Genomic DNA, 20,923 nt, shown 5'->3' with positions numbered 1-20,923 from the left:
TTCCGAGAAAGTCGTTGAACTATCAAACACCATTGGAAGTATTTTTGAGTCACCTGGATGATGCTGTTTTGTCTAGCTTATATTGACAATTGAGAACATAAAAAAATTACCACAACAGCATCCTCTTCAAAACAAATAAATAAATCTCATTAAGAAACCGCAATAATAGCGTTAAGCTCCTATTTGTGCGGTTTTCTTTTCTATGTTATAACCTAACATAGTGTTCATCTTCTGATTGGATGATATGTATTCCATAAGGATGCATAAGGAACAGTATGATGCTCACTTGAGCATCATATATAGATAGGGAGTGTCAATCACCTTGGTGCAACAGGATTTCACAAAGGGCCGGATCATGCAGCAGCTCATCACATTTGCCGGTCCTATCATGCTTACGAACTTGCTGCAAGTTTCTTATCAATTCATCGACAGTTTATGGGTCGGGAATCTTCTCGGCTCGAATGCACTTGGCGCGGTAACCGTCTCCTCCACCGTTTTATTAACGATATTGGCATTCATCATCGGAATCAATAATACCACCTTGACCGTTTTGTCCCAGCAAAGAGGAAGAGGTGACGAAAAAGGGTTAAGGGACTACTTAAACGCCTTTGTTGTCGTACTTGGTTCTTTATCTATAGTTGTCGGTATCATCGGTCTGCTCTTCTCCCGTCAAATTGTCGTCATGCTCAATACGCCTGCCGCTATGATCGATGAGGCAAAGGTTTATTTGCAGGTCAACTTCCTTGGAATTTTATTTTTGATGGGATACAACTTTATCGGCACAGTATTAAGGGCTTTGGGAGATAGTAAAACACCGTTGAGGTTTGTTTTTATCGCCGTTATGTTGAATACGATCCTGGATCCATTATTCATTTCAGGCTTTGGGTGGGGCATCCAAGGAGCAGCGTATGCCACTGTTTTATCGCAAGCTGTCGCTTTCCTTTTGGGTATTTGGTACACACTCCGTCATAAGCTTGCTCCATTGTCAGTGCCCTTCTTGCCTACGAAAGAGCAAGTATGGCTTATTTTGAAGCTTGGCATTCCGTCCGGGTTGCAAATGATGGTCATATACGCTGGCGTGACAGCAATCATGAGCGTCGTCAATTCCTTCGGCGGAGCGGCCGTCGCAGGATTCGGTGCTTCCCAGAGAATCGACAGCCTGATCACCTTGCCTGCCATGGCACTGGGTACTGCCGTCAATAGTATGGCAGGACAAAATATCGGTATCGGCCGCTGGGACCGGGTAAAAGAAATCGCCAAGTACGGAGCTTTGTACAACTTTGCAATAATGCTTGTGATTGCCGTCCTTGTCTTTATTCTTGCAAAACCCCTGACCAGCTTGTTTATCGAGGAAAAAGAAGCTGTTTCATTCGGTACTGACTATTTGATGATTATTGCCTTCTTCTATCCATTCATCGGGCTTAACTTTATTTTAAATGGGATTGTCCGAAGCTCAGGCGCCATGTATCAAGTACTGATTCTAAACATCCTATCTTTTTGGCTGCTGCGATATCCACTGACATATATTTGTTCTTCTCTTATCGGACAAAATGGCATTGCTTTAGGCATGGGCATCAGTTTTATCCTCAGCAGCGCCTTTTCTTTTTCCTATTATAAGTGGGGGAAATGGGATAAGAAAAAGTTGTTTGAAGATGAAAGAAATTAATTCAGAAAAGCGTTAGACCTGAAAATCAGGACTAACGCTTTTAAAATGCTTATTCAAACTGTTATTCCGAAAACGCTCCGCCATAATCAGCTAATTTGTCACGCCACACCGTATGGAAATGTGCTTCAGCATTATCATCACTATTGTAGCCTACCCCTTGTTGAGAAGCAATTTCAAGCCATAGGCGAGGTCCATCGATCCTTACATAAGAACCAATGTCATTATAATCAGTTGATCCGGACCAGCCAATATATGTTGTGGCAAGCGCATCGTCAGATAAGTATACTTCCAATAATTCCTGGGCTGTATCCTCATCCGCATCTCCTACCCAAGCTTTAATAGCTGTCTTCACCAGTTCCTGCTGCTCTTCGTTAAGGTCTGTATAAAGAATTCCTTCGCTTTCTTCCGGGAACTCGCCATCGCTGTCCGCTCCTACAACAACATCACTGAATGTTTGATCAATTTCTGCTTCAGCAAGTTGTTCTTCATCAAGTGATTCAATGATGGAATACATCCCTTTTCTTCGGGTTTCGATTGGAGCGTACAATGTTCCATTCAACTCAAAGGTTCGTGGCTCTGTCCCTGTGAATTGCGGTGTTGCACTGACCTCTTCCCCATGGAACACAATATTTTCAGCCAAGTGGTGTCCGCTGATTTGTAACATCCAGGTATCTTTATCGGATGGCTCGCCTAAAATTGCGATATAGTATAATCCTGAACCCCATTCCGTCCGTCCTGTATCCGTTGTCAAAAACTCATCTGCACGTATGATGTTGATCATCGTCTCGTAGCCCTGCTCACTTAAGGAAGCTTTGGCAAGCGCTAAAGCAGCTCCCACACTCTCCTCCGACAAATCACCTAAAGCAACCCCATTGCGATTTTGTGAGTTAGCAGGCAAATTAGTCCAGTGTGCTGCATTTTCTTCCGTGAAATCATAGCTCACTTGTTCCTTCTCGTCATCTGACAGCGTATCTAAAAAGGCAGCAGCAAGCTCCGCCTTACTCTTACTCTCCGTGGCATTATTTTCTGCCGATTCTTCTACGATATCTATAATAGAATCCTTTGGTTCGGATTGCATTTGCATACCTTCCCCTTCAGGTCCTCCTTGCCCATTCCCTATTTCTGAGACTTCAGCAGTTTCAGAAGCATTGGATATATCGGCTTCGGCATCTGTGGTTAAATCAGTAGCACATCCTGTTAAAAACAGAAAACTTGAAGCCAAAACATAAAATCTTATCGTCATCCAATTGTCCATATCTGTACCTCCGCATATTTTGTTGTTATGTTTCTTCACTAAACATAACAACAAAATATAGATACGAAATGGGATAAATATATAATAAAATAAGCAGCAAACTAAGTTTTACACAAAAATTCCGTTAACCTGTTCTCTATGACTAATTTAAAATCCATTTTGTATGCTTATTCCTTCATCAATAAAAAATTCCTGTCACAGCTGGAACAAATATAGTGCTAGTGAGGGATGATAAATCCTGCTTGGAGAAGCTGCAAGCAGAGAATCGCTTTGTAAGACAACAGAATAAATTTTAAAAGAAACTAAAAGCAGCCTTTTACCTTACAGCCATTTTTCCAAACAAGTAACTTCCTTTCTCTTTGTATCAATGCGTACTTTTTTCCCAATCGCCAAAGGAATCATCGGATGCGTATGACAACAGTCGAATTCGGCTAAAATCGGGATTTGCTTACCATCCAATTGTTCCAGCAATATATCTAAAGATTGTTTGCCCGTTCCCAGATCATCATACTGCTCATGCTTTCCTAGAATGATTCCGGAGACCTTGTCAAAAACGCCATGAAGCTTAAGCATTGCTATATTCTTCTCCACTACCGCAGCATTTTTTGCAGTATCTTCAATCAATAAAATGTCTCCCTGTTCAAACTGTGGAAAATACGGTGTGCCAATGAATCCATACATCGCATTATTATTTCCACCGACCAAACGTCCTTCAGCCATCCCTTCATTTACACCGATCCACTTATTATCATATAAAGTCTTTTCTTTACTGTACTCCAGCCAATTTACCACTTCATCCGACCAATAGCTTGGCATTGGGATTACATATGGTGTTACAGGTTGTTCACAAAAATACTTCTCAAAATAAGCATATGTATCATTCACTAAAGGCTCAAATTCCCCAAAAGAAGCAACTAGGGCTGGTCCATAGTAAGTAGGTATATTCGTTTTGGTATATAAGGCCATCAAAACTGCTGTTGCATCCGAGTATCCCACTACTAATTTTGGGTCATTCTTAAATGCTTCATAATCAATGTAAGGAAGCATACTATTTGAATTCGTACCGCCAATCATTGCCATGATCATCGTTATGGAGGGATCCCGGAGTAATTGATTCAATTCTTGCGCTCTTTCCTTGGGACTGCCCGACCGATAAATCTCACTTTTCCCCGTCAGACACCCTTCCACAATCTGAAACCCTTTTTGTTCAAGAAATGATTTCCCTCGCTTATATCGTTGCTCCGCCGAAACGGAAGCTGGTGAAGAAGGAGAAAAGACACCAATCTTATCGCCTTTCTTTAGAGTCCTCAACTTGAATACCTCCAATTCACTATTTAGAAAGTCAGAAGTCTTTCTATGCAGGGCATCACACGCAAATTTTATTGTTTTAACTGCTTATACTCCTGCAGTACTGCTTTTTCATCGATTAAAAGCATCATTTCTTCGGAAAATTTAAGCAGTATATATAGAAACGAATAGGACAAAAAACGAAGTAACAAACAGAATGACAGCCATAGATTTACGTTTCTCTTTATATTGAGAAATCCCCATCACTAGACACATCAATCCCATAAATAACAACATATAATAAGAAATCTCTTGATTGCCCGTCATGAAACCATAAACAGAAAGACAGACCACAATAAGCGCTAAACTAATATGAAGTGCTTTTAACATCCATTAAACCTCCATATAATACTCGAGTCATTTCATAACTTCCTCATCTTCTCACCCGACTTAATAATGATATTTACACCTGATGCACTTCCACCTTCTATGTGGTTCTCCATCTCGGAAACATCGATTCTAGTTTTTATTTTTACCAGTTTTCTCTCTTTCCCCATCAAGCTGACCTTATGAGGCGCTTTATCATTTAGGAGCGAAACCATCGGTGTATCATCTTCGAAATCGTATTTCTCATAAAACTCAACGGAAAATTCCACATCATCACTACTATAATTTTCAAAAGGAAGTTCACATTCTCCGCTCAATGTTGAACCGTCAACCATTTCGAAATCACAATTACTCCATTCTTCATCATAATAAACAGCGTCAACTCCCGTTGCCAGCGTCTTTTGATAAAATTCCACAATCATGGAAGGGAGGAAAACTGCGATAACTATCGCAAGCAAAACTGCTCGCACATGATACTTTTCCAATGATCTTGTCAAGAAAAATAAACTTGCAATAAATAAGATTAATGCAGTGATTCCCATATAATGCAATCCATGAACAGTTCGAATCGGGAATTGAAACATCGCTACAACCGTCTCACCCAAAGGATTTTTATGCGGAAAAGGAATGGTCATTGCTGTAGTAACAATGAAAAGAACAAGTGACGTCCATAACATTTTTTTACTTTTTATCAATTGTACACCTCCAGGCCATCGGTTAAGGTATATTATTCCTACGTCGGGCAAACTTTTTCGATTCAACTATTTGTTCATTATGTAAAGAACTATATACATCCCTGGAGCAAGGGCCACTCTACGTCCATTGCTTAAAGATAGCGTAGAGAGCTTCAAAGAACGAATCACTTGGGTTTGTCATTTTTCATCTAACCGCTTTAATTTCCATTCAGTCAAACAATACACGAATATCAATGAAAAAATGACCCATACCAATTCAACAAATATATATAACTCATTGTCGTAGGGGAAAAATACTAACACCATCCCTCCAATGATAATGTTCACTACCCCCACCAACACAAGCAACTTCGCAGCGTATGATTGCCCGAAATTCCATAAAGCTTCATTTTTCATGGATCGTTTCGTTCTGTAGCCTGCCATCCTGTTGATGCTCCCTGGATCAGACAACTTAAGCATGAGACTACCCATTAAGTGACCAATACCACATATGAGAATCAGCATTTATAAAACACCTACCATCTTAAGTACAAGTTTAGCATCGGGCATATTCTTGCTGTATTGTTTGGATGTTATATAAGGTGACACAATTAAAGTGAGTAAATAAAGGAAGGGAAACAAGTGCCGCGATTTTTTCCATTTCTTATTTTCAGAGGATGCTTATTGGAAATACGCTGATCCACGTCTGCAAGATTTTAAGTTCATCTCTATCCTCATTATCTTCCAATAATTCAATAAATCTATTACAATGGCTGTCACAACAACGACGTAAAAGCATCGTTTTTTGACTACTCCGATGTTTTTAGTGGAAAATATATATGGGTAAATAAAAGAGAGGTGATTTCATGACTGCCAGTGGATGGCTTATCTTGGGTGTAATCATTCTAGGGGTCATAGTCTGGTTGGCATCTGGACGATTGTCTTACATGTTTGTTTATTTTGCACTATTCTCATTAGGTTCGTTTATTTATAGACTAAGTAATGGTCAAACATTTGGTGACGCATTTTTCAATTCGTTCGGTTTGGTGGACATTTTGGTTATAATCATTGCATCCGTGTTGCTGATTGAAAGGATTAAGGATAAGAGATCGGATAACTGATCACGTTACAATATTTACTGTACCTTCGCGAACAAGATACAACATACAATAAATAATCTCAGTTAATCAAAACCTGTAAAGAAGTTAAATAGGATTGCCATTGTACCCAAAGGAACAGTGATGAACCCTATTACAACATTTAGGATCATCATAGCTACTCTCAGCCACAATCCTTTTATGAAAATGCATATATTAACCCTATAAGCGGAAATACAATCATCCACCCAGGGGCTGGAAGGGCAATGCATCCATGAGGAGTAAGGACATCCCCATTACATAAATAATTACCATTGATGCTGTACTATAATATGACAATGTTTCCCTCGTTTATTTAAGCAACTAATCGTACTTCCCTATACGTCGCTCGTTTACCATTATAACACCATAATTTGCCATTAGGAGAGACTAGTTAATAACAAAAATTGAGGTACGTAGTTAAATGATATTTTGATAACACGGATTATGACACACAGTTTTTCAAGCAGAACCAGCAAAATGGAATGCCTTAAGGAGTGTTGAATTTGAAGCAAGGGACAGATCATAATAGATGGATTTGAACCTCATAATAGCGTAATTCTCTGCAGGGTGCCTTCTTTGATGGAGGTGGCGATACTTAAAAGCTGATGGGGAAAAAGGCACCCTATTCGCGAGAACTTTCTCTTGATCATCATTTAACATTTTACGCTCAGTCACACATGGGATTCTTGAGCAATGAATCCATGTATTTCATTCCTTATAGAATCTTGAATAGCCCAAGGGCTATCAATAGGCATGGTGGTAAAAATGCCAATCGATGCATCCATTTTATTTTTGCTAAGATATAACCCGATTTAATACCCAAAAAAATAAAAAGTCCGCTCATTATTGCGACCAACGTTGCAGTTACAAATGGTGAATACCCACCGAGCATAGCTGCTCCTATTCCAGCGCCAAATGCATCCAAAGCAAGGGCAAAACCTAGTAACAGGGCTTCTTTTGCCGAAATTGTACCTGAGCGGTCCAAGTCCGCCCGTTGTGGTTTCTTAAGTATCGTTATGAACAAACCTAATTTCTTTATTTCAATCTTCCATTCTTTTTCTTCTTGTTTATTATGTGTTATTACGTTTTCTTCAACGGAACCATTATTATTAGATCGGAGAACATGAAACAGACTGAATAACCCGATTGAAACTAAAATGAGGCTTCCGATTATTTCTGCAAAATCGATCGAAATAAAAGAACTTAATAAACTCCCAATGGTCATGGAAATCAAAACCATAAGTCCAGAACATAACATGATGATTAATAGCGGTAAAAAAGGAATGCGAATCCGCCTCATACCATAAGTAACCCCTACACCAAAACTGTCCAAGCTTACAGCAATGACCAAGAGGATCAGCCCCACAAAGAGCATGATTATCCCATCCTTTACGTATTGTAACCTGGATGTAGTATATGAATGAAGGAAGGAAATGTTAACATAGGACACAAGGAGCAACTATCTTGCTTATTTGTAGTTTACTCCGGCAGAAATCACTTTACGCTACCTCCATTCCGTTCTTCAACCATCACTTTCGTATTGGATATCATCTAATACGAAAAGGCCTGAAACGTAAGTGTTCCAGGCTTCTTTCTTTTATCGGTTCAATTTTGCAATCCGTCTTAAGTGAATTGGAAAACCTCTATTCCGCTGCTCCAGCAAGATACTTCTTCTCAAAGTCATCGAGTAGTGCACGCACTTCATCTGTTGATTTTGTGTTCATGCATTGATTTCTTAAATCACTTGCCCCTCGGAATCCACGGAGATAAATTTTAAAGAAGCGTGGAAGAGGTTTGTACGCACGGGCTTCTGTTTTGGAATATTGATCATGCAGATCCAAATGCAGCCTTAAAAGATCAAGCAGTTCCTTACTAGTATGCTCTGTCGGTTCCTTTTCAAAAGCAAATGGATTGGTAAAAATACCGCGCCCGATCATAATCCCATCCACACCATATTGTTCAGCAAGCTTCAAGCCAGTTTCACGATCGGGGATATCCCCATTTATCGTTAGAAGCGTATCCGGTGCTATCTCATCACGAAGTTTCTTGATTTCCGGAATCAGTTCCCAATGCGCATCCACCTTGCTCATTTCCGCTCTGGTACGCAGGTGGATGGAAAGATTGGCAATATCCTGCTTCAATACATGTGTCAGCCAATCGCGCCATTCATCTATGTCCGTGTAACCAAGTCTTGTCTTCACGCTAACAGGCAATCCCCCTGCTTTTGCAGCTTGGATCAATTCTGCAGCAACCTCGGGACGGCAGATAAGACCGCTTCCCTTTCCATTGCCAGCTACATTCGGTACAGGACAGCCCATATTGATATCCACACCCTTAAATCCTTGTTCCGCCATCCCAATACTCATTTGACGGAAGTTTTCAGGCTTGTCTCCCCATATATGGGCCACCATTGGCTGTTCATCTTCTGTGAACGTCAAACGGCCGCGAACGCTATCCTTCCCATCTGGATGGCAATAGCTCTCCGAGTTTGTAAACTCGGTAAAAAACACATCAGGTCTGCCCGCTTCACTTACCACATGACGAAACACAACATCCGTCACATCTTCCATTGGCGCCAGCACAAAAAACGGTCGTGGTAAATCACGCCAGAAATTATCTATCATATAAAAAATTCCTTTCATTATCTATACCAATTTAAAATCTTATCATATAACTCTCTTTTACACTTATAGCATGCTTGAACACGCTTTATCAAACGACAGTAAATTATGAACATTCCATTTTTATTATCATCAAATAAACAGTGCATTGAAAAGTATTCCATCACACTGTTTATTAGGTCCATATTAAAAGATGTAAGATATACTCAAAACATTATCCATAAATAAACTAAAAGTAGAAAGTAAATACCCAAAAAACTCAACCGTATTGCAAAACATCCAATCAAGAGATGCATAGCTAACATTACTATCCTTAACCACATACGCTTTATATAAAACGCATAGATTATCCCGAAGATTGGAAGCGTTATAAGAACTAAAGCAATCATGACAATAACTACAGGATGAAGATCATCGATATATATTTCAAATATATACCTTATCAAAACCGTTAAAACCACTGTCAAAACGGCAATATAGTATGACCAGTTTCCCTTAGAAAGGTACTTCAACGAATCATCCTTTCATTTAATTTCCACGATTACTCCCTCACCTTAAAAAAACATTATTTCATATAGTTTTCAACTAATTCAAAGCACCTATCTTCGGTGAGATTCACCAGCACACTCGTATATTCCAAGTTTTCCATTGTACCGCCTTCATACTTTAGTGACGCCTCTTTTGCACTATTATCACGATAATCTATCCATTTTTGCTGTTCTTGTCTTAAGTGCTCCATATCCTCTGCAGTAAGCTGATTCTCTAAGACTTGATAAATTTCATTCAACAATCCATCCCAAACGGTATAATTATTTCCTTCAACATTCTTCATAGCATATGTAGAGGAATCAGCTGGGTTGTTCCTTGATTCTTCCGTTTCCGTACTAGCTGCATTTAATTTATCGAGATATTCTTCCTTCAGACTTGCTGTACTACCAGTTGAAGCATCGTCTTCTTTCTTATCGCTATTAGAGTCATTATTTACTTTCTCATTTGCATCGTTACTACTTGTATTATTTGCATCGGTATATGTGTCGTTATTTCCTTTATCTTCCGTGTCGGTGTTTGTGTTGCTATCACCTTTTTCATCGGTGTCAGCACGTAAATCATTTTCTGATGAATCCGCATTTGTAGAATCAGCATTTTTATTTTGGGTTATATTCTTATCTTGAACATCGTTATCAGAAGCAGCAGTCGATTCGTCAGAGGCGTTTCCGCAAGCAGCCAATAGAAGTAATCCAGTTGTACACATTCCTATTAACAGTTTTCTCTTACTATTCATCAATACAATACTCCCTTTCTTCCTTATTTTTCTCTCTTAAATAACTGTATTATTTTTTATATCTAATACTCTTTGAATATTTTACCATATAAATCAAATTCATTTATATTGCATTATTCCTGACTACGGATGATGAAGTAAAAAACAGGGCAGAATCCTGGTGAATCTACCCTGCATTTATCCATTCAAAAATATAGAACATCTACTTACAAATCTACTAACCTAGTTGTATCTCTTCACTGAATCGTTCGGTTATCTGCTGCGGTCTTGTTATCGCACCGCCAACCACCACAGCATATGCACCAATATATAAGCACCGTTTGGCCATTTCTGGGGTCAGTATATTCCCTTCAGCTATTACAGGAATACTGACATTTTCGATAATTCTTTTTAAAAATTCGAAATCATTATCGTAAAGCTTTTTGTTACTTGTGTCCTCTGTATAGCCATACAATGTCGTCGAAACACAATCAAAACCAAGCTGATTAGCTTGTATAGCGTCCTCAAGGGTAGCAATATCGGCCATCAATTGTATGGTTGGGTCTTTTTCTCGAACGTACTTGACTAATTTAATTAGCTCGATATTTTCAGGCCTTCTTCTTTCTGTGGCATCCATGGCAATCATCTCACAACCGCTTTCCAGCAGCTCATCTATTTCTTGATAAGTTGGTGTGATATATACCGATGAACCTTCATAATCACGCTTAATTATTCCAACGACTGGCAAGTTCACTTCTTTTTTTATTTCAATAATGTCTTCTTTAGAATTTGCACGTATACCTTTTGCTCCTCCTTGCTTTGCAGCCAATGCCATCTTGGACATGATAAATGAGCTGTGCAATGGTTCTTCCGGTAAAGCTTGACAAGATACAATCAAATTATTTTTGACGTCGTTTAGCATTTTGGTATTCCTCCTAGAAATTTATCTCGATTATATCCACTGTCAATGAGTTTAAAAAATCAATAACATTTTGCAGATCCCTTAGCATAAATTCATTACTAACAAAGCAGATCACATTAAGTGAGAAGAATTTGTGTATCGTGGTCTCAACGGTGATGGAGATGTGTTTGATTTGTAAATATCAAAACAACAAGAAGGAACTAGTATACATGGCTAGTCCCTTCTTCATTCCATATTGTGATCTTCATAGGTAACCGATATTCGCTGCTCCTTCATTTCTGTCACTTGCTCATTGAATGTATTCACTGCTTTATTTACTTTCTTTGTAATATTCTCACAGATTACCTCATCATGTTTCATTCGGTCTTTCGTTTCTTTCTTCATTGCATCAATGATTTTTCCTTTTTGATCTTCACTAATGATTATTTTATTTACATAAGAATAGAAATCCTTGTCATTTTCCCTAATCCCATCAATAGGAGTCTTCAAAACCTTCTTCTTATCGGAATGGTCCCTATTATGTATTAGCTGTTCCGTAGCTTGGAAAGTCCTTTGCTGTCCCATTTAGAACCTCCTTGAGAAATCAAACAGTTTGGATACGTTATCTTCTTCATCAAATAAATCCTCGATGGCCTTACGGTACTTTTCAATATATAGCTTGCCGCTTTCAACAGATTTCTTCAGTTCATGGATTTCTTCATCAAAATCATTATTCTCCAATGGGTAGAAGACTTCATGTACTTTGATGGATTTCATCTCTTTATTGAATGCGGGTAAGTGTCCATGCTTGGCTAGTAAATCTCGGTAACTACCAGGGCTGGATTCCATACGATCGATCTCGTCCTGAACTTTTCGTTTTTCATCCTTGTAAGAGTCATCTAATTCTTCTTTTATTGACTGTTCAAAATTTCGGATCTTTGTTTCCTTTTCTTCTAGGATGGGGAGAGTTTCTCGGTACATGCGGAGTGCCGCGGAGATATTAACTTTGATAGGGTCGCCATCGCCTTTTGTTGCAGTGTACACCATATCGGTGCCTAAGTAGCCTTTCTTGCCTTCTGACATGACAGAAAGCAATTCAGAGATGCTGTGGCTGTCTGTAATGGCACTCAGATTGTCCAGAATACCGCTTTCTTTTATTCGATCAACACTCTCCATGATAGCTTTCACATGATCAAAATAAATTCTTAATCCAGCCCCTATGTCTCCGCCGAATATAGCGTTGGGGTTTCCTGAATCACGGATATTTACATTTCTTCCGATAGTCTCGTTTATTTCATGCAGTTCTTGTTCGATTATGGCTATCTCCTCTATCATGACATCTTTCTGTTCTTTCGTGATATATTCTGCTTCATATAAGCTGTCGAAGATTTCCTCCGAATTTTCTGTTATGGGCGTTAACTTATCCAAAAGGGTAGGGACCTTTTCTTCTAAGGATCTAATCATAGTATCTATTTCTGATGAATGAGTGAAATAAAAGCCTGCCCCGCTCCAGAAACCGTCGATACCCTCGAATTCCTTTAAATCCACTCCTATTAATGCTTCAACCCCACCGTTTGTACCACCCTTCTCAGACCCTATAGCAAAATCAATTGCCAGATCCTGAAAATTCTTTACTACATCATCGGGGATATCTTCCATCAATTCACGAAGACCTGGTGTATCAGGATTGGTATCCATCATCGTCACATTGCCTAATGTAAAGAAGCCGCGAACCGCGCTTGCTGCGTAAAGCGGATCGTCTTTTGAGATGATTTGGTGGATGTTATCTGATTTATCTTGATAGTATTGCATTGCGAAGTCATTTAACTTCTGCGGTTCAATATCATAAACATCCATATCTTCTCTTATAGCAAATTCTTTTCTAACAGCCTCATAAAAAGGGATATCTACTTTAAATAGCTCGTAATAATTAGGCTGTGCTCCATTAATACTAAACACTTCATCAAATGTTCCGAAAGCAAGGTAAGATACCGTATTGTTGTTATGACCCAACGAATGTGATAATCCGTATGTTTTTGTATCTTCATCTACTTCTAAATGCTGTTTTGCCTCCATTACAAATTCATTTGTTGCTTCAGCCTGCTGAGCTGTTTGACCTGCCAGCATTGATTTGAGGTTATACAGCCAATCATCTCCACCTTGAGTACCCTGAGAGATAACATACATTTCCTCATGACCGTCATTACTAATATGAATAGCTGTCCCATCATAATTGGAACTAGTTATAGTCTCATTTTTTGTTTCTGAGGAATGAAAAATATCTATTTCACCTTCAAACAGCTCTCCAGTTTCCTCTAAATACAATTGTTTTAGTCTATTTTCTAATTCCTGTGGCTTCAAATCTCCGTATTCAATATCAATCAATCGCGCTTTAATTTCTGGAGACTCTAAAAGTTCCATACTCAATACAATCACTCACTTTCTTTCCCTGTGAATTCTATTGATTTCAGCATTTCCATGATTGTTTCTTTTTCAGAAGACTTTGCTGTTGAGCATTGTTCCTTAGTTAAGTCCTCTTTACAATCAATATGGCTGAATATGGTTATACCTTGATTATTGTCGTTCCATATAAATGCAGCTACTACACTAAAAGGATCGCTTTCATATTCAGATATCTCCAACTTTTGGCCCGTATGCTCGGTTTCTATCTCTTTGAAGTCCAATTCTCTTTTAGAACTGCTTCTCATACGCTCTCTTCCATTTTCAGGATTGGACATAAAACTTATATAGCTGATTTTCTGATTGATAAAGCCATCTTTCTGTTCATCAGTGTGCGAAATGTTAATAAACTCACTTTCATTCTCAGAGCCTATTTCATAACTCCTTTTATTTACCTTCATGTCTTGAGGAAAATTCATAGTAAAACTGCCTGAACCTGATACAAATGGATAAAATTCATCTTTGACCGGTTCTGCGGACTGCAAAAAGTCACGAGTAAATTCATCCTTAAACGCCGGCACATCTGGCAGTTCATTTGCATTCATTTCAGATGGAGACACCGGATTACTTTCGTTATTCATTCCGCACCCTCCTACAATTAATGTCATTAAGATTAGTACGATTACCATTTTCAGTCTCATCTAGCTTTACCTCCAATAATGGATAGCTATAGTCCCTAAAAGTATACAAAAGTGAGTTATTAAATCCCAGTTGTTTAGATTAATTTTCCAAAAACACTTCTTTAGGCGTAGAATTCCATCCATCCTTTTACTACAAATAAGCCGATACTATTTTAAAAATCATACAAATCTCCCTCCTACATACTTTTTTTCAGCAACACCGGATTTATCGAGAAGTATCACGTTAACAGAATTGATTTCTGCATTACGATTGTTTTTTGTTTTTGCTCTTCTTTTGATTGTATGCATATATCCTCTTCTACGTTTTCTTTACAGTTAACCGTTGTATGGATTTCCATCATCTGACCAAATGATCGGCGCTAAAACTAGAAGCGCTTCGTCACCATACTCCGCTATCTCCAAAAGCTGGTTCTCGTGAAAAGATTCAATTTCGCTAAATTCCATCACCCTATCTGAACTCTTCACCATCTGTTCCTTGCTATGCTTAAATAAGAACTGTAATAATTAATTCGCATATTAATAAATGCTGTTCTATCTTTAATCGATTCACCAAGATATTGAATTACAATGGTCTCACTTCTATTTTCAGGAGCAATATTGTAACTTACGAAGGTGACTAATGGTTTGGATTGTTTTGAAGTAAAATAAACCTACTATTTGTGTAGTAGATTTCTACAAATTATGGTATTGCGCTGATATGCGCTAAGATTCACCGATTCACATGACTTAATTATTTATTAATTTTATTGATTTAAATACTTCTATTACTTTTTCCTGTTCTTCATCTTGCAAAGAAGTACATTTATCTTTGTCGATATCTTTTCTGCAAATAATATCTGTAAATATTTGCGTTTGCTGCTCATTATCATTCCAAATAAGCGCTGCTAGTGTCAATGTGGAGTCATTTGGTTTTATTTCCGCTATTTCAATGTATTGATTCTCATAAACCGCTTCTAATTTTTTGAAATTCAGTTCCTCTCCAGCTCTTCTATTCATATAGTCTTTACTCCATTCAATGTCAGATACAGGGCTAAGGTAATGAATAATGTATTCATCCATTACTGCTATATCATTATTTTCATAATGGAATATAAGAGATTCATAATGATTATCTGGTTGTGCGTTACTCGTATCATCAATAACCATATCTTCAGGGAAATGAAGAGTGAATCCATTTGTCTTTGAAATCAAAGGGTAGTAACCGTCTTTAACTTGTTCAGTAGATTGCATATATGCTCTTGTATATTCATCTTGAAATGCCGGTACATCCGGCAAGTCTTTTGGATCCATCTCAGAAGGTGAGAGAGACTCTTTTCCATTACTCATACTGCATCCTCCTATAATCAATGTTGTTAGTATCAGAAAGATCGCAAATTTAAATTTCACGCAGCGTTACCTCCATAAGGTTTGGATTATTGCTGTAGCCCATAAAAAATTATACAAAATTCATCCAATCATTCCCAGTAGCTGTATAATGATTTCATAAAAACAATCCTTTAGTCTTGAGCAAATATGCCTTTATAGGTATGAGGATAGTTCAATGAAAATGCTATTAGCCGGAAAAGTACATTTTATGATGAAGCGAAAAGAAAGACACAGCGAGAGATGATGAGGTAACGAGCTTGATTGTGGCTATCTTGAGAGTCGACAAAATTACGTACAAGGAAAATAAAACACAAATTACACAATGAGGTACATACGCCTCCAGTCGGAAAATTGAACGAAGTACGGGGAACAAGGCCTTGTATCGAAATATATACAATACTGATCTGAATATATTAAAAACTTGGGAACCCCATTTTAAAGAGCTTTCCAAGTTTTTAATGTTGCCCATATTTAATACTTTCTTAAGCGAAAATCAAAAGATAAGAAATACCATCACTATAAATACCCAACTTATCATTCCGTACACACTAAGCAAGGCTATTCTCCATTTTTTAGGGCTAAATATTGCTGTTATTATGGTAAGTGATACGCATAACAGAAAGAAAAATAGTGGGATATAGGCTGGTGTGTTACCTGTATTTACAAACACTATAAAAATGCTTAATAAAAACAAAGCGACGGAAATAATCTCCAAATATTTATGCATTCCGCTCCACTTTTCATAATATTAGCGTACAGCCCATAATTTGGTTATTAACTGTTTAATCATTTACAAAAGCAATCAATATACCCATTACGGATATACTGATTGCCTTAGCTTAATAGGCACTGATTTCATTTTCAAAATCCTCCCTGTCACTCTATTGATCAATACCTTGTTTCCTTTCTTTTATAATTGCATCTATCAATCTCCTATCTGATATATATTTTGCTTTATTCGGCTGTCCTTCAGCTCTTGTTATTTCTAATGTATTTAAGTTTGCTACTACCGAAAAAAGTGTTCCAAATTGATGTTCTCTTAATTTTAAACAGACATGTCCCTTCGTTTCCGACATGATAGATTGACCAATTGATTGGTTCATTTTATTAACATTTTCAGCAATAACTCTATCCAACGTTTCAAAACGATCTTTGGATTTGCTCCAATTCCAGTTTTCCACAACAGATGCCCCCAGATGATGATTCGTACAATGAATATAATTGTTATCGGGCAGACGAACTTTATAGGTATTTGGTGTCACTTCTACCACCGCCATACTTCCTGATGGATCAGCTAATAAATAATTATTCGCAACCGAACTCGGAAATCTTTTCAATACTTCAAGTCCTTCTCCAACATTCCTACAATTTTCTAAAATATGTTTACATGCAAAATAAAAGTTTAAACCTGGTTTCAATCCTTCATGAGGTACTGCTGTAATACCTACAAATAGACCGTGCTCGTTAATGCCATCCACTTTTCCAATAAAACAATCGGAGTGACCTAGATATTTATTTTTACCTTCAAAACAAACTAAGGACGACTCTGTAATATTTTTCAGACTATAGAGCATATCGTAATTCCGTCCAATAATGACTTCACTGCCATTAAATGCTGCAAAAATACTGCATTGTCCGGATTGCTCAAATACCCCTATACTTAATAGAAACGAACTTACTTCTTCAAAAGAACTATGACATCCATCAGCAAAACCTTGAATCTCCCTTACAATACCTGCATCAAACTCTGTTAATATCGGAATACAAGATTTACCATAGTTTAATTTTTCTTTTGATACATGTGGAAAACGGAATCCATTCTTATAAAGAATTTCCGCGTAGTGCTTACCTGCCTCATACGAATCCCCTTTTAATCTCGGATGATACATATCCATTTCCTCCTCGTTAAACAAAATCTATAATAAAATAATAAACCCTCCAGCAGATGGAGAGTTTACCCGGTTTTTATAACTATTAGAGCTTTATTAATAAATCGGCACACATACTTTGGTGACAAAATCTGATGGATGCGTGGTTAAATTTGGCCGTAATTTTCGTAAATCCAAATTGATAGGTACAAGACCATTTTCATATACTTCCATCATTTTACCTCTTTGAATTAGACCATTTTCAGCTACCCACTTTTCCAGCACTTCATATCCAGATTTTAAGTCTGTGTAAGGACCTTTAACAGTAATGCAAGCGTATTTCCCTTTGGCTAATATTTTGCAGCCAACTATATCATTCGATTTTTTTACTAGTATAAGCAATTCAACATCCGCCTTCAAATCCCTATCATGGAAAATAGCCATAAGTTTTCCATTAACTACGAGATTATAAGCATAAACTTGGTCGAATAAATCTTTCACGAGTGTATCTATAAATTTGACCTGAACTTTTTTACGAAGAGCATATACCAATATACCCTCTCTATTTTCAAAATAACAATCAGACAAAGTCGGACCTCGAGTGATTGGAACTCCAGTTGCCATTTTTATTTTCAATTGTTCCATTTCTTCTATTTCTTTAGTGATTTTTTGTTTTTGCTTTTCAAGTTCAGTAATTTTTTGTCCAATTATACTATTCCACTGTATATGGTCCGCACTCTCAATAATTTCCTTAATATCCGCTAATGGAATATGAAAATTCTTTAATAAGATTATTATTTTAATCGCTTCAATTTTGTCATAATCATAATAGCGGTAATTAGTTTCATAGTCTATATATGAGGGTTTTAGTAAGTCAATATCATCATAATACCGCAATGTTTTAACAGGTATATTGCATATTTTAGAAAACCTTCCTATGGTATACATAATCCTATCCTTTCGATCACTCTTCACTGTTCAAAGATACCTGAAGAATGTACCTGGAAAGAAGCTACCTTTCCGTATAATTTCCGTCATAATTTAAAGGATTTTCTTCTTCAGGATTTGGGTCCAGTACATGGTCCTTTTCAACAACATGGGTATTAATGATTACCTTTTACTCGTCATTTGCTGAATAATGAGTTTTCATTGTCTCCAACTGCTTATTTTAAAACTTATAATAAAAGTAATTTTGAGATTGTATCATTTATACAAATGATACAAACCCAAATCTAAATACAGCTATAAATATCATATATGGGACAACCAATACAGTAACAACCGAGTTAATTACTATAAGAGAACGTTTAACTTTTTTCTTACTAATAAAAAAAGAAAATGCCAATCCGATTACTGGATTTATAAGACAGAATACTATTATTGCATTCATAATTAAAGGTACATTGTCAGTACCCTGTGGCACATAAGTAGCAAAATAATTTAATACTATAGCACCTATTAAGGTCAGAAAAGGAGACAATACTGAAAGGAATGGATTTAATGTTTTCAAAATTTTCACATCCTTGAGTGAAATAAGAAAATCAACTTTCAATTGAAAGCTGGGCTTCAACCCATTTAAGTAGACTTATTCTCCCTAAAAAAGGAAATATCATGGATATTCGTATCCATGATACCATAAATTTAATTAATATATGCTCTTAATCAGCAAATGAACAATACCCCTCCACCCCGCATTTCACCATTAGAGTTAAAATAAAGATTTCCTACCGAACCCCCATTTTCACACTTTTTCTGTTCAAAATTGGACGTTTTCCACCCTGTTTTTCACCTTTTTTCCTCAGTTAAAATAAAGATCTCCAATAATAGAAGGAAGAGAATATCGAGAAAAGTCAGTAAGGGCAAGGGATAATAGAAAAAAGACCCGGAAATCGGAATTGTTTATTTTACCGAAATCGGGGTCTTATTAGGAAAAGTTTATTTTTACTGGGAAATGTTTATTTTAGTTAGACACCTTCAACTCAATCTCCGCCACACACTCAATATGACCCGTCTGAGGGAACATATCAACTGGCTGCACTTGCTTTGTCTCAAATCCGCCATCTTCCAGGAAGCGAAGATCGCGAGCAAGCGTGCTTGGGTTACAGCTGACGTACACAATGCGTTTTGGCTTCATGTCGATCATGGCTTGAAGCAGATTTTCGTCACAGCCTTTGCGTGGTGGGTCGACGACGATGACGTCTGGGTTAAGGCCTTGGGCTTTCCACCATGGCATGACTTCTTCGGCTTTGCCAACGTAGAATTCGGCGTTGTCCATGTAGTTTAGCTTGGCATTCATTTTAGCATCGGAAACTGCTTGCGGTACGATTTCGACACCGTAGACTTTCTTCGCTTTTTGCGCAAGGAATAGCGAGATTGTTCCAATTCCAGAGTAAGCGTCGATGACAGTTTCATTGCCGCTTAAGTTCGCATATTTCAATGCCTGATCATACAATACCTTCGTTTGAGCCGGATTGACTTGGTAGAAGGATTGGGCCGAGATAGCAAATTTGATATCTCCGATTGTATCGTAAATGTATTCTTCGCCCCATAGAAGCTTTGTCTTGCGGCCAAGGATCACGTTTGTGCGTTCTTTGTTGATGTTCTGCACAATCGATTTGATTTGCGGGTATGTCTCATGCAGCTCAGCAACGAGCTCCTTCGCGTAAGGCAGTTCATTCGTACGAGTGACGAGTACAATCATGGTTTCGTTGGTCTGCTGACCAGTTCGGACCATGATGTGGCGAAGGACACCGCGATGGGTTTCTTCATTATAAGCTGGGATGCCAAGACGGCTGGCGATTCGGCGAACGGCCTCTACCATCCGGTCGTTCACTTCGTCCTGGATGACGCATGTTTCCATGTTTTCGATAATATCATGGCTGCGTTTGCGATAGAAGCCAGTGATCATCTCACCGTTCCGTTCTGCAGTCGGAATCTGGATTTTGTTCCGGTAACGCCAAGGGTCGTCCATTCCCAGTGCTGGATGGACTGGTACATGCTCCAGATGGCCGATTTTCTTCATGGCATTCTGGACTTGCTTCTGCTTCATCTCCAGCTGCAGCTGATAGCTCATATGCTGAAGCTGGCAGCCGCCGCACTGGATATAAACATCACATGGCGGTTCCACACGGGCTGGGCTCGGTTTGGTAACTTCAAGAAGCTTTCCGAAGCCGAAGTTCTTCTTCGTCTTGATTACTTTTACTTGCGCTGTCTCACCTGGCAGTGCATATGGTACAAACAATGGATAGCCGTCGACTTTTCCGACACCATCCCCATCATGAGTCAGGTCTTCGAAAGTCAGCTCGATTGTTTGATTCTTTTCAACTGGTGGCGCTAATTTTGCCATTTTCATCGTCCTTTTTGTTTTTGCTTTCAAGATTGTAACACATTGTGGCGGA

General features: G+C 38.1%; 19 protein-coding genes. 1 reads left to right on the top strand and 18 read right to left on the bottom strand.

Features of this window, described 5'->3' with window-relative positions; genetic code table 11:
* Positions 1-322 precede the first annotated feature (322 nt).
* Positions 323-1,666 (top strand): MATE family efflux transporter, encoded by a 1,344-nt coding sequence (locus tag BLQ53_RS11075; protein WP_244499331.1) that lies wholly within the window; start codon positions 323-325, stop codon positions 1,664-1,666.
* Between the two features lie 61 nt (positions 1,667-1,727).
* Here the strand turns inward: BLQ53_RS11075 and BLQ53_RS11070 are convergent, their stop codons facing one another.
* The 18 genes from BLQ53_RS11070 to rlmD all read right to left on the bottom strand — a co-directional run bounded on the left by BLQ53_RS11070 (position 1,728) and on the right by rlmD (position 20,871).
* Positions 1,728-2,921: a DUF3500 domain-containing protein gene (locus BLQ53_RS11070; protein WP_093727373.1), complete on the bottom strand. Its 1,194-nt coding sequence runs from the start codon at positions 2,919-2,921 to the stop codon at positions 1,728-1,730.
* A 321-nt stretch (positions 2,922-3,242) separates the two neighbouring features.
* Entirely contained in the window at positions 3,243-4,232 is a 990-nt protein-coding gene (locus tag BLQ53_RS11065) for a S66 family peptidase (RefSeq protein ID WP_093727372.1), read from the bottom strand.
* Between the two features lie 141 nt (positions 4,233-4,373).
* Positions 4,374-4,598, bottom strand: coding sequence for a YczI family protein (locus tag BLQ53_RS11060; protein WP_093727371.1), 225 nt, complete (start codon positions 4,596-4,598; stop codon positions 4,374-4,376).
* A 32-nt stretch (positions 4,599-4,630) separates the two neighbouring features.
* The gene (locus tag BLQ53_RS11055) at positions 4,631-5,290 is read right to left on the bottom strand and encodes a hypothetical protein (RefSeq protein ID WP_093727370.1); all 660 of its coding nucleotides are present in this window, start codon (positions 5,288-5,290) and stop codon (positions 4,631-4,633) included.
* Positions 5,291-5,467: 177 nt separating this feature from the next.
* A complete protein-coding gene (locus tag BLQ53_RS19450) occupies positions 5,468-5,713 on the bottom strand; it encodes an SdpI family protein (RefSeq protein WP_170829664.1) in 246 nt (81 codons plus the stop codon).
* 1,410 nt (positions 5,714-7,123) lie between these two features.
* On the bottom strand, positions 7,124-7,783 hold the full coding sequence (gene ytaF, locus BLQ53_RS11040; protein WP_425288297.1) for a sporulation membrane protein YtaF: 660 nt from the start codon (positions 7,781-7,783) through the stop codon (positions 7,124-7,126).
* Positions 7,784-8,051: 268 nt separating this feature from the next.
* Entirely contained in the window at positions 8,052-9,032 is a 981-nt protein-coding gene (locus tag BLQ53_RS11035) for a tRNA dihydrouridine synthase (RefSeq protein ID WP_093727367.1), read from the bottom strand.
* Positions 9,033-9,594: 562 nt separating this feature from the next.
* Positions 9,595-10,311: a lysozyme inhibitor LprI family protein gene (locus tag BLQ53_RS11025; protein WP_093727365.1), complete on the bottom strand. Its 717-nt coding sequence runs from the start codon at positions 10,309-10,311 to the stop codon at positions 9,595-9,597.
* 217 nt (positions 10,312-10,528) lie between these two features.
* On the bottom strand, positions 10,529-11,212 hold the full coding sequence (locus BLQ53_RS11020) for an N-acetylmannosamine-6-phosphate 2-epimerase (RefSeq protein ID WP_093727364.1): 684 nt from the start codon (positions 11,210-11,212) through the stop codon (positions 10,529-10,531).
* Positions 11,213-11,437: 225 nt separating this feature from the next.
* Complete coding sequence (locus tag BLQ53_RS11015; protein ID WP_093727363.1) at positions 11,438-11,776, bottom strand: hypothetical protein; 339 nt, start codon at positions 11,774-11,776, stop codon at positions 11,438-11,440.
* Entirely contained in the window at positions 11,777-13,627 is a 1,851-nt protein-coding gene (locus tag BLQ53_RS11010; RefSeq protein WP_244499330.1) for a DUF6792 domain-containing protein, read from the bottom strand.
* On the bottom strand, positions 13,624-14,232 hold the full coding sequence (locus BLQ53_RS11005; protein ID WP_093727362.1) for a hypothetical protein: 609 nt from the start codon (positions 14,230-14,232) through the stop codon (positions 13,624-13,626). The genes BLQ53_RS11010 and BLQ53_RS11005 overlap by 4 nt, the downstream gene beginning before the upstream one ends.
* Before the next feature lie 375 nt (positions 14,233-14,607).
* Entirely contained in the window at positions 14,608-14,739 is a 132-nt protein-coding gene (locus BLQ53_RS19315; RefSeq protein ID WP_280137068.1) for a hypothetical protein, read from the bottom strand.
* A gap of 279 nt (positions 14,740-15,018) precedes the next feature.
* The gene (locus BLQ53_RS11000) at positions 15,019-15,618 is read right to left on the bottom strand and encodes a hypothetical protein (RefSeq protein WP_093727361.1); all 600 of its coding nucleotides are present in this window, start codon (positions 15,616-15,618) and stop codon (positions 15,019-15,021) included.
* A gap of 920 nt (positions 15,619-16,538) precedes the next feature.
* On the bottom strand, positions 16,539-17,546 hold the full coding sequence (locus BLQ53_RS10990; protein WP_093727359.1) for a C45 family autoproteolytic acyltransferase/hydrolase: 1,008 nt from the start codon (positions 17,544-17,546) through the stop codon (positions 16,539-16,541).
* A 96-nt stretch (positions 17,547-17,642) separates the two neighbouring features.
* Complete coding sequence (locus BLQ53_RS10985; RefSeq protein ID WP_093727358.1) at positions 17,643-18,473, bottom strand: MerR family transcriptional regulator; 831 nt, start codon at positions 18,471-18,473, stop codon at positions 17,643-17,645.
* A gap of 259 nt (positions 18,474-18,732) precedes the next feature.
* The gene (locus BLQ53_RS10980; protein WP_093727357.1) at positions 18,733-19,035 is read right to left on the bottom strand and encodes a hypothetical protein; all 303 of its coding nucleotides are present in this window, start codon (positions 19,033-19,035) and stop codon (positions 18,733-18,735) included.
* Positions 19,036-19,485: 450 nt separating this feature from the next.
* Positions 19,486-20,871 (bottom strand): 23S rRNA (uracil(1939)-C(5))-methyltransferase RlmD, encoded by a 1,386-nt coding sequence (gene rlmD, locus BLQ53_RS10975; RefSeq protein WP_093727356.1) that lies wholly within the window; start codon positions 20,869-20,871, stop codon positions 19,486-19,488.
* Positions 20,872-20,923: the final 52 nt, after the last annotated feature.

The organism is Terribacillus halophilus, from assembly GCF_900101385.1.
Lineage (GTDB): Bacteria > Bacillota > Bacilli > Bacillales > Amphibacillaceae > Terribacillus > Terribacillus halophilus.
The sequence above is the reverse complement of the archived record's forward strand: the minus strand, read 5'-3'. Positions and strand labels throughout refer to the sequence as shown.

Bases quoted from the DNA above. Each gene is read 5' to 3' on its own strand.
- ytaF (WP_425288297.1), bottom strand. From the start codon at position 7,783: ATGCTCTTTGTGGGGCTGATCCTCTTGGTCATTGCTGTAAGCTTGGAC.
- BLQ53_RS11005 (WP_093727362.1), bottom strand. From the start codon at position 14,232: ATGAATAACGAAAGTAATCCGGTGTCTCCATCTGAAATGAATGCAAAT.
- BLQ53_RS11020 (WP_093727364.1), bottom strand. From the start codon at position 11,212: ATGCTAAACGACGTCAAAAATAATTTGATTGTATCTTGTCAAGCTTTA.
- BLQ53_RS19450 (WP_170829664.1), bottom strand. From the start codon at position 5,713: ATGGCAGGCTACAGAACGAAACGATCCATGAAAAATGAAGCTTTATGG.
- BLQ53_RS11025 (WP_093727365.1), bottom strand. From the start codon at position 10,311: ATGAATAGTAAGAGAAAACTGTTAATAGGAATGTGTACAACTGGATTA.
- BLQ53_RS11000 (WP_093727361.1), bottom strand. From the start codon at position 15,618: ATGAGTAATGGAAAAGAGTCTCTCTCACCTTCTGAGATGGATCCAAAA.
- BLQ53_RS11035 (WP_093727367.1), bottom strand. From the start codon at position 9,032: ATGATAGATAATTTCTGGCGTGATTTACCACGACCGTTTTTTGTGCTG.
- BLQ53_RS11015 (WP_093727363.1), bottom strand. From the start codon at position 11,776: ATGGGACAGCAAAGGACTTTCCAAGCTACGGAACAGCTAATACATAAT.
- BLQ53_RS10990 (WP_093727359.1), bottom strand. From the start codon at position 17,546: ATGTATCATCCGAGATTAAAAGGGGATTCGTATGAGGCAGGTAAGCAC.
- BLQ53_RS11060 (WP_093727371.1), bottom strand. From the start codon at position 4,598: ATGTTAAAAGCACTTCATATTAGTTTAGCGCTTATTGTGGTCTGTCTT.
- rlmD (WP_093727356.1), bottom strand. From the start codon at position 20,871: ATGGCAAAATTAGCGCCACCAGTTGAAAAGAATCAAACAATCGAGCTG.
- BLQ53_RS11070 (WP_093727373.1), bottom strand. From the start codon at position 2,921: ATGGACAATTGGATGACGATAAGATTTTATGTTTTGGCTTCAAGTTTT.
- BLQ53_RS10985 (WP_093727358.1), bottom strand. From the start codon at position 18,473: ATGTATACCATAGGAAGGTTTTCTAAAATATGCAATATACCTGTTAAA.